Source organism: uncultured Mailhella sp. (assembly GCF_944324575.1).
Lineage (GTDB): Bacteria > Desulfobacterota > Desulfovibrionia > Desulfovibrionales > Desulfovibrionaceae > Mailhella.
Genome location: NZ_CALUWV010000094.1, coordinates 1 through 8325 on the forward strand (window position 1 = coordinate 1; position 8325 = coordinate 8325).

The 8325-nt window shown below is 60.3% G+C and carries 5 protein-coding genes and 1 pseudogene; 4 read left to right on the plus strand and 2 right to left on the minus strand.

Annotated features, from left to right (window positions below):
* Window positions 1-141 precede the first annotated feature (141 nt).
* Window positions 142-702 carry a hydrogenase maturation protease gene (locus Q0J81_RS09330; RefSeq protein WP_294447395.1) on the plus strand — a complete coding sequence of 187 codons (561 nt, stop codon included), beginning with the start codon at window positions 142-144 and terminating at the stop codon, window positions 700-702.
* On the opposite strand, the pseudogene Q0J81_RS12335 reads toward Q0J81_RS09330, so the two are convergent.
* Both Q0J81_RS12335 and mgtE read right to left on the minus strand, forming a co-directional pair.
* Window positions 665-1773, minus strand: a pseudogene (locus Q0J81_RS12335) (MFS transporter). The gene Q0J81_RS09330 and the pseudogene Q0J81_RS12335 sit on opposite strands and share 38 nt — an antisense overlap.
* A gap of 669 nt (window positions 1774-2442) precedes the next feature.
* Window positions 2443-3894: a magnesium transporter gene (gene mgtE / locus Q0J81_RS09345; RefSeq protein WP_294447400.1), complete on the minus strand. Its 1452-nt coding sequence runs from the start codon at window positions 3892-3894 to the stop codon at window positions 2443-2445.
* A gap of 352 nt (window positions 3895-4246) precedes the next feature.
* Here mgtE and nadC point away from each other — a divergent pair, with 352 nt between their 5' ends.
* The 3 genes from nadC to nadB all read left to right on the plus strand — a co-directional run bounded on the left by nadC (window position 4247) and on the right by nadB (window position 8132).
* Complete coding sequence (gene nadC / locus Q0J81_RS09350; RefSeq protein ID WP_366937523.1) at window positions 4247-5227, plus strand: carboxylating nicotinate-nucleotide diphosphorylase; 981 nt, start codon at window positions 4247-4249, stop codon at window positions 5225-5227.
* A gap of 50 nt (window positions 5228-5277) precedes the next feature.
* On the plus strand, window positions 5278-6336 hold the full coding sequence (gene nadA, locus Q0J81_RS09355; protein ID WP_294447402.1) for a quinolinate synthase NadA: 1059 nt from the start codon (window positions 5278-5280) through the stop codon (window positions 6334-6336).
* Between the two features lie 218 nt (window positions 6337-6554).
* Window positions 6555-8132: an L-aspartate oxidase gene (gene nadB / locus Q0J81_RS09360; RefSeq protein ID WP_294447404.1), complete on the plus strand. Its 1578-nt coding sequence runs from the start codon at window positions 6555-6557 to the stop codon at window positions 8130-8132.
* Window positions 8133-8325 lie beyond the last annotated feature (193 nt).

Consider the following 8325-nt stretch of genomic DNA (forward strand, 5'->3'; position numbering starts at 1 on the left):
GCGCCCTTAAGGCGCGAGTAAGTAACAAGCCCTTACAGGGCTGAACAAGCCACCCGTTTTACGGGTGGTCCTGACTCGTTTTATCATGGCGCTTTTCTGACCGTCCGTTCATGATGCGGCAAACAGGAGGGAAAAGGAGCGGTGTCCATTCTGGTGCTCGGCATGGGAAATGTTCTGATGGGCGACGACGGGCTCGGCGTACATGCGCTGAGGCGTCTGGCAGGGGAAGGGCTGACGGGGGTGGACATGCTGGAACTCGGCACGTCGCTGGCGGACTGCTTTTCCCTGCTTGAGGGCTATGATGTGATTGTGGCGCTGGATGCCGTCATGGCGGGAGGCGCACCCGGTTCCCTGTACCGGCTTTCGCGCCGGGAACTGGTGAGGGCGGAGCGCGGAGGGCTTTCCCTCCACGAGTGCGAGCTGCTGGATGCGCTGGACCTTGCCGCTCTGCGGGGCAGGCATCCCCTGCTGCATGTGGCGGGCATGGAACCCCTCAACGTGACGGCGTGGAGCATGGAGCTTTCCGCCCCGGTACGGGAGAACATGGCGCGGTATCTGACCATGATCCGCAATGATGTCCGGGAATTTGCGGAACGGAGGGGATCCTCCGCAGAGCGTGCCCGCGCTGCAGAAGATGCCCGGCTCCGGGGAGACGCCAGCCGTATCAGCGTTTTTTCTCTGCAGGGCAGGCCATCACGGTAATGGCCAGCGCTCCGAGGGCGGAGAACAGGAGAAAGATGAACCAGCCGACGGAACTGACGGGCAGAAGGAAGCCCGACAGGGGCGTGGCAAAGGCCGAAAGCAGAAGATGGCAGGCCCCCATGAGCGCGGCCGTGAATCCTGCCGCGCTCTTCTGGGAGGACATGGCCAGAGAAACCAGCATGGGTTCCGCCATGCCCATGCCGAACATGGCCAGCAGAAAACCGGCCATGATTCCGGGAAAACCTGTGAAGAGGTGGCCTGCCATGGCCATCAGGGTTCCCAGCCCCATGAGCGTAACGCCGAGTCTGGCCGTACGTCCCACCGTTGTTTTTTTGGCCAGGCGGCCGCTGGCCACGGCGCCCAGCATGATGCCGCCGCCGGTGATGCCGAAGATAAGCCCGAAGGTGTCGGGAGAGAGGTTGTAGATGCTCTGGTAGAGGTACGCGCCCCCTGCAATATAGGCGAAAAGGTAGAAGAAGACGGCCGAAAGGGCCAGCGTGGGCAGAAGAAAGCCCTTGTCGCAGGTGATGGTGAGGTAGGTTTTCATAATGGAGGCGGGGTGCAGGGGAAGGCGTTTTTCCGGCGGCAGCGTTTCCTTAAGGTGAAGAATGCTGTTGATGAGGGCCAGAATAGCCATGGCCGAGCTTGTCCACAGCACGGCCCGCCATCCAGATATTCGTCGACGAAGCCGCCGAGCACGGGAGCGAAGATGGGGGCCAGTCCTTCCACGGTCATGAGAACGGAGAAAATGCCTGCGGCAGCTGTTCCACGGGCCACGTCGCTGACGCTGCTGAAGCCTATGACCAGCAGAAGAGCACCCGCCAGTCCCTGCAGAAAGCGGCTCAGTATCAGTATGCCCAGCGTATCGGAGCAGCCTGCCCAGAAGGAGCTGGCGGCAAAGAGCACAAGCCCGGACAGCAGCGGGATTCTCCGTCCGAAGAGGTCGATGACGGGGCCCCAGAAAAGCTGGCCCGCGCCCTGAGCCAGCAGAAAAACGCTCAGCGAGAGCTGCACCTTTGCGTAGGAAACCTGAAGATACCCGGCAATGTCCGGCATGGAAGCCAGATACATGTCGGTTGCTACGGGTGCCAGTACCAGCACCAGCGCCAGAGAAAGGACGAATCCGGTAGGAGAAAGGGTTTTTACCGATTTTCCGTATACTTACGTATTCCTCTAAAATAAATGGTTTTTTTAGACGCGTCTTGAGAAAGACTGGTAAATTTTTATAAGGCAAAGATCAATCATTTTTTTTGAAAAAGATTAATAATTTCAGAATAATATATAAAAAAATACCCTTATTCCACAGATTTGGAGGAAAATCACGGTACGGATGAGGGAAACGCTGCGCTTGCAGCAGGAAGGTACGGCCCGGGGAAGAGGAGAAAAACGGACCCTTTGAAGGGCGGAGAAAACGATGCGGGAAGCCGGAGAGTGGCCGCGGCCGGGGAGGACGCGTAGTACAGCTGGCATGCCCGGGAAGAGGCAGAACGGAAGCTGCGCCGCGCCCATGACGGAGGCGGGACGCTGATTGCCGCGCATGCCATGCCTGAAGCCTGCATCGGCAGCAGGCCTTTGCCAGATGCGGCTTTTGGGGCGAGCTTCGCGTCCGTCACGCAGCATGTCGGTTTTCATGATGCCTGAGGGATGAGAAGAAAAGCGCTCGCGTGAGAGCGTGCGGAAAGAGCGCCTCTCGTGCGTACGGAAGGCGGCAGGGGAGTGCGGAGAAGCGGAGCCTTATGCCTACAGCAGAAACACCGTGGCCAGCCCGAGGAAAATGAAGAATCCTCCGGAGTCGGTGAGGGCCGTGAGGAAGATGCTGGAGGCCTGAGCGGGGTCTCGGCCGAGGGCGCGCAGCACGAGCGGAATCGCACCGCCTGCCACGGCACCGAGCAGCATGTCGAGCAGAAGCGCTATGCCCATGACCGTGGCGAGCATGCTGTTGTGGCTGAGGAACATGACGCCGATGTAGGCTAAGAGCGCCATGAAAATGCCTGTGCCGAGCCCGATCTTGCTTTCCCGGAACACCGCGCCCCAGGAGCGCCTGGCATCGAAGCTTTCCGTGGCGAGCTGACGGATCATGACGGCAAGGGCCTGCTGGCCCGTGTTGCCGGCCTGATTGGCCACCATGGGCATGAGCACGGCAAGAAGCGCCATCTGCGCGATGGAACCTTCAAACATGGAGACGATGAAGGCCGACAGCGAGGAGGTGCACATGTTGATGATGAGCCACGGCAGACGAATGCGCACCGAACGCGTCCACGGCGTGTCCACGTTCTCATCCTGACCGGCGCCCACCATGCCCAGCATGTCCGAACTTGCCTCGTCCTGAATGATATCGAGAACGTCGTCGTGCGTGACCACGCCCATGAGGTGTTCTTCCCTGTCCACCACGGGCAGGCAGAGAAAGTTGTAGTGGCCGAGCAGACGCGCCACTTCAGACTTGTCGGTGTCGTACTGCACGGAAATGACGTCCTGCTTGTTGACCATGCTTGCCAGCAGCGTGCCGGGGCGCGCCAGCATGAGGTCGCGCAGGGAAATGACGCCCTCAAGCGTTTCCTGACTGTCCACTACGTACACGTAGTAGGGCATTTCCTTTTCTTCCAGCTCGCTGCGGATGAGCAGAATGGCCTCGTCCACCGTGGAGCTTGAGGCCACCATGATGATGTCCGTATTCATCACGCCTGCGGCGGTGTCGGGGTCGAAGCTGAGCAGCATGCGCAGCTCTTCGGCGTCGTCGGCGGGCAGGTTGCTCAGCAGAATGTCGCGGTGTCCCTCTTCCACCTCGTCGAGAATGTCCACCGCGTCGTCGGGATCCATTTCCGCAATGAGGCGGGCGGCGTCGTCGGCGTCCATGTTTTCCAGAACGTCGCCGGCCACTTCCTCGTCGAGTTCGGCAAGGGCTTCGGCGGCTTCTTCGGTGGGCAGATGCGTGAGCACGCAAAGCTGCTTGTTGAGCGGAAGCTGCTCAAGATGTTCGGCCCGGTCGGCGGGATGTACGAAGTCTTCGCTGTCGATGTCGCTGCCGCACAGCTCGAGTCCGGCTTCCTGGGCGCTTGTTTCATACAGGGACAGATCTTCCTCTTCGCCGCCTTCTCCATGCTCATTTTTTTTTGGCGCAGAGCCTTCATCATGCCGGACGTTCGCGGCAGTCTCCGCGTCCGGGGAGGAGAAAGCCGGTTCCTTATCCCTCATTCCGGAAGCGTCGCCCTCCGGCACTCCGGCCTGTAATTTTGATGAATTGCCTGTCTTTTCAACTGGTTTGAGAGAACTTTCATTCCTGGAAGGCTGCGACTCTCCGGAAAATTCCGCAACAGAGGAGGCGTTCGTCTTTTTTTCAAGGGATGAACGTTCGGCAGAAGAGGAGATGATGGGGGAGGCAGTTTTCGTATCCGCTTGTGATTGTGTTTTTTTACTCATATCCTGTATTCTCCCCAAACACTCTTGACGAATCGCGAGAGGTCGCCTAGCCTGTTACTTCACTCCATTGTGTGGAAAATATCTGCTTCGGGAACTATCCCGTAACGGAAGAAGTAAAGAGGCGGACATGTCCAAAGACGATATTGAATATCACGCCAAGGCCGCAGGAGCAAGCTCCAATATGGCCGGGCAGAGCTTTCCCGAGCTTCATGTTGATCCCCCCTTCGTCATTCCTGCCGACACTGCGGCGGCTTTTTCCGACACGGCCTGCGACTTTGCCGCACGGCTTATATGCATGGCGCTGGAGGAAGACGGGCCCGATCTGACGAGTCTCGGCATATTTCCTCCCGCGGAAGAGTCAAAAGCCTATATCGTGGCCAAGGAACGCACGCTGGTCGTGGGATTGCCGCTCATAAGTCTGGTGCTTTCCATCATAGGCATGCAGCCCGACGCCTGGAGCGCCGAGGTGGAGGAAGGCAGCCTTGTGGAAAAGGGCACCGTGGTGGCACGTCTGCACGGGCACACCATTCAGCTGCTCAAGGCCGAGCGCGTCATTCTCAATCTCATGACCCATCTTTCCGGCGTGGCCGATCTCACCCGCGCCTATGTGGAGCGGCTGGAAGGTACCGGCGTGCGGCTGCTCGATACCCGCAAGACCCTTCCCGGTCACCGCTATCTGGAAAAATATGCCGTCCGTGTGGCGGGCGGCGTCAATCACCGCATGAACCTTGCGGACATGCTGATGATAAAGGACAATCACATCGACGCGGCCGGTTCCATCACGAAGGCCGTGGAAGCTTTGCGCAGCCGCTATCAGCCCTGTCCGCCCATTGAGGTGGAGTGCCGCAACGCCGATGAGGTGCGCGAGGCCGTGGCCTGCCGTCCTGAACGCATCATGCTCGACAACATGGGACCGAAGCAGCTTGCCGAGGTTCTTCCCCTGATTCCCCGCGACATTGAGGCTGAAATAAGCGGAGGCGTGACGCTCGAGACCATTCGGGAACTTGCGCTTGCCAGCCGCACCCGTCCGGCCGACTTCATTTCCGTGGGGCGCATCACGCATTCCGCGCCTTCCGCCGACTTCAGCATGAAGATGGAGCGAGGCTAACGTTGTATTCTCCCGGGGCGGAAGGCTCTGGAAACCTCTGAGGTTTGCTTATGGATATCAAGACCTGCGCGTCCGGTTCGACGGAAGCACGCATTGAAGAGCTCAGAAGGCGCTTCGGCGGCGATCTCGTCATACTCGGGCACCATTATCAGTCCGACGACATCGTCCGTCATGTCGACATCGTGGGAGACTCTCTCGAACTCGCCCGCCGCATACCGGACATCGAGGCCCGCAACATCGTGTTCTGCGGCGTGTATTTCATGGCGGAATCCGCCTGCCTGCTGGCCCGTCCCGGTCAGCGGGTGTTCCTGCCCGATCACGAGGCCGACTGCGCCATGGCGCGCATGGCCCGCGCTGAGGACGTGGAACGCGTTCTGGAAAGGCTGACCGCCTCCGGCCGCAGGGTCGTGCCGCTGGCGTACGTGAATTCCTCGCTGGCCGTGAAGGCCGTGGTGGGACGATTCGGCGGCGCCGTGTGCACCTCCTCGAATGCGAAGGTCATGCTGGAATGGGCGCTTTCCCGGGGCGAGACCGTGCTCTTTCTGCCCGACCGCAATCTCGGCCGCAATACGGCGAGAATTCTCGGCATTCCCGAGGAGAAGCAGGTCGTTCTCGACATCGTTCACGACAATCTGGATACGGCCGAGGTGCAGAGTGCGCGGCTTCTGCTCTGGCCGGGCTGCTGCCCCATCCATGAATCGCTCATGAAGCCCGACATGGTCGACGCCTTCCACCGTCATTTCCCCGGCTGCCGCGTGCTCGTGCATCCTGAATGCAGCCCCGAAGTGGTGGAGCGCAGCGACGGCGCGGGTTCTACGGCCTATCTCATCAAGGAGGCGGAAAAGGCAGCCGCCGAAGGCAGAGAGGCCGCGCTGTGCATCGGCACGGAATTTCATCTGGTGCGCCGTCTCATGGAGAGGCACGCCGGACGCATCAACATCATTCCTCTGGCGCAGGCCACCTGCGCCGACATGGAAAAGGTGACCGCCGAACGACTGCTGGCCACCCTGGAAGGGCTGGAGGAAGGACGGGGCGAGGTTCATGTGGACGAAGCCCTCAAGGCTCCCGCCCGCGAGTCTCTGGTTCGCATGCTCGAAAACTGCCGTTAGTCTTCGGCCTGCGGTCGGCACGAAGGCTTCGTCTGCACGTCTTTGACGCGCGCTTCGGGCCTGCCGCAGGGCTTCGGGCGTGAAAGAGGCGCCTTTTGCCGTGCCGTACGGCGTCGGGGCAGCAATGCCGGTCTCCCCGGCAGAAAGGCGTTCTGAAACAGGATACGGCTTCGTATCCATTCGCTGCTGCGGGCTTGCCGCAGTTCAGGCGTTGCTGTATGAATTCATTACGTTATCGTTCACAGGTTCTTGTCATCGGCTCGGGCCTTGCCGGCTGCGCGGCTGCGCTCACCATGGCCGACAAGGGGTTTGACGTTCATCTTCTCATGCCCACCGAAGAGCTGGACGGCGGCAACTCCATCATGGCTCAGGGCGGCATCGTGTTTTCCACCGATCCGGAAGACCAGAAGTCCCTTCAGCACGACATGTTCGTGGCCGGTCATGACTACAACTACGACGAGGCCGTGCGCTTTCTTGCCGAACACGGCGGCGAGGCCGTGCAGAGCATGCTCATCGACAAGCTGCACGTGCCTTTTGACCGCAACGATTCCGGCAATTGGGACATGACGCTCGAAGGCGGCCACGCCGTTCCCCGTATCGCACACTGCGCGGACTATACGGGCAGAAGCATCATTGAGCACATTCACGCGGCCGTGGCAGAGCATCCGAACATCACCGTGCTCGGCGGCCGTTCTGCCGTGGATCTCGTGACCTCCGAGCACCATGCCCGCTCCACGGCCTGGCATTATCAGCTTACCAATCAGTGCCTCGGCGCATATGCCTTCAACGAGGCCACGCAGGAAGTGGAGCTTCACCTTGCCGAGCATACCGTGCTCGCCACGGGCGGCGTGGGCCAGGTGTACCTGTACTCCACCAACAACCCCTGGGCTACGGGATCCGGCATCAGCATGGCGCATCGTGCAGGCGTGCGGCTGACCAACATGGAGTTCATGCAGTTCCACCCCACGGGCCTTTTCAACCACGCTCAGCAGATTCCTCTTCTCACCGAGGCGCTGCGCGGAGAGGGCGCGCACGTGGTCAACAGTCACGGCGAACGCTTCGTGAGCCGCTACGATTCCAGAGGCGATCTGGCCCCCCGCGACATCGTGTCGCAGGCCATTGTGAGCGAGATGCTGGCCACCGGCGAAAATCATATGCTGCTCGACTGCTCCACGCTGGAATGCGACGTTACCCGCCGTTTCCCCACCGTGTTCGAGAGCTGCCGGAAAATCGGCATAGACATGCGCACGCAGCCTCTGCCCATCGTGCCCGTGGCGCATTATTTCTGCGGCGGCATTCTGGTGGATCTGCGCGGCAGAACCACCCTGGACAGACTGTATGCCGTGGGCGAATGCAGCTGCACGGGCATACACGGCGCCAACCGTCTGGCGAGCACCTCGCTTCTGGAAGCGCTTCTCTGGGGCATTTCCGCAGGCCGGGACATTTCTGGACGCATTGCCTCGGAAAACTTCGATTCCCGCATCTTCTCCGAAATCGCGGACTGGAAGCATCCCGGCAACGAGCATAACGACGATCCTGCTCTCATTGCACAGGACTGGGCCACCATACGTCACATCATGTGGAACTACGTGGGCATCATTCGTACGGAAAGCCGGCTGCGCCGTGCCTTTGCCGATCTGCGGGATCTGGCCAGTCATCTGCATGACTTCTACAAGCACACGCCGCTCTCACAGTCCCTCGTGCACCTTTTCCACGGCTGCCAGACGGCCTATCTCATCACGCAGGCCGCCCTTCGGAACAAGCAGAGCCTCGGCTGTCATTACCGCAAGGATTAGGGCTTGGGAAGAAGGAAAGAGATCGGTCTCTTCGGATCTGTTTTTCTTTCCGTGGCTCTGCCTGAGGCAGAGAAGGAGCCCCCATCAAAACGACGTGCCCGTTGCGCAGTGACGCGCGGCGGGCATGTCGTTTTTCGATTGATGGCCGGGTACGTCGATCGGGAGACGTCGTCTTCCGGCCTGGGTTCCGGGC

Excerpts from the sequence above, each read along its gene's own strand:
- mgtE (WP_294447400.1), bottom strand. The coding sequence starts at position 3,894 with ATGAGGGATAAGGAACCGGCTTTCTCCTCCCCGGACGCGGAGACTGCC.
- nadA (WP_294447402.1), top strand. The coding sequence starts at position 5,278 with ATGGATATCAAGACCTGCGCGTCCGGTTCGACGGAAGCACGCATTGAA.
- nadC (WP_366937523.1), top strand. The coding sequence starts at position 4,247 with ATGTCCAAAGACGATATTGAATATCACGCCAAGGCCGCAGGAGCAAGC.
- nadB (WP_294447404.1), top strand. The coding sequence starts at position 6,555 with ATGAATTCATTACGTTATCGTTCACAGGTTCTTGTCATCGGCTCGGGC.